Raw genomic sequence first — 646 nt, 5'->3', positions numbered from 1 at the left:
ATCGCCTTGCTCATCGAGAACAGGCGAAAGATCGTCTTGTCGGTGATGGGGGCCTTGCTGGCGACGTCCTGCACGCCGAAGGCCTCGTGATAGACCGCTTTGCCGTGCTGCTTGATCAGGACGGTCGCGCCGGCGATCTTGCCGGTCGCGACCTCGTTCCTGAAGAAATCGCCGATCTTCGCCAGCTTGTCCGGGTTGAAACGCGCCCCGGCCGGAATTTCATAAGTGCCTTCCGCACGCGACAGTGACGCGACGCCGAGCAATACCAATGCGCCACACGCCAGCGCACGCAATCCAAGACTGAAATTCATATCCCCTCCCCGGAACATGGTCGGGGCGGAGTGTACCGACGGCCGCCTCGGGCACAAGGGCTAGCCGTGTCGCGCCAGCGCCTCGGCGTGGAGCCTGGCGCTCGGCTCGGAGAAGCAGCAGAACACGACGCGGGCCAGGGTTGGGGTGCGACTGAGCGATTCGATCGTGGTGCGGATCGCGATGTCGGCCGCGCGCTCTGCGGGAAAGCGGTAAATGCCGGTGGAGATTGCGGGGAATGCGACCGAGGTCAGCCCGTGGCTGGCGCAGAGCTCCATCGCGCGGCGATAGCAGGAGGCCGGGAGGTCGTCCTCCCCGTGGCCACCGCCATTCCAGA

2 protein-coding genes are annotated in these 646 nt (G+C 65.3%); both read right to left on the bottom strand.

Annotated features, from left to right (window positions below; all coding sequences use genetic code 11):
- The coding region (locus tag AACY45_RS27365; protein ID WP_339548575.1) for a serine hydrolase domain-containing protein at nucleotides 1-311 on the bottom strand (311 nt) is incomplete at its 3' end.
- Nucleotides 312-371: 60 nt separating this feature from the next.
- Nucleotides 372-646 (bottom strand): macro domain-containing protein (locus AACY45_RS27360; RefSeq protein WP_339548573.1); only part of this gene is annotated, 275 nt, incomplete at its 5' end.

It is taken from the genome of Pseudomonas sp. RA_35y_Pfl2_P32, assembly GCF_963970735.1.
Taxonomy (GTDB): Bacteria; Pseudomonadota; Gammaproteobacteria; order Pseudomonadales; family Pseudomonadaceae; genus Aquipseudomonas.
Note: the sequence above shows the minus strand (reverse complement) of the source record. Positions and strands in the feature narration are given on the sequence as shown.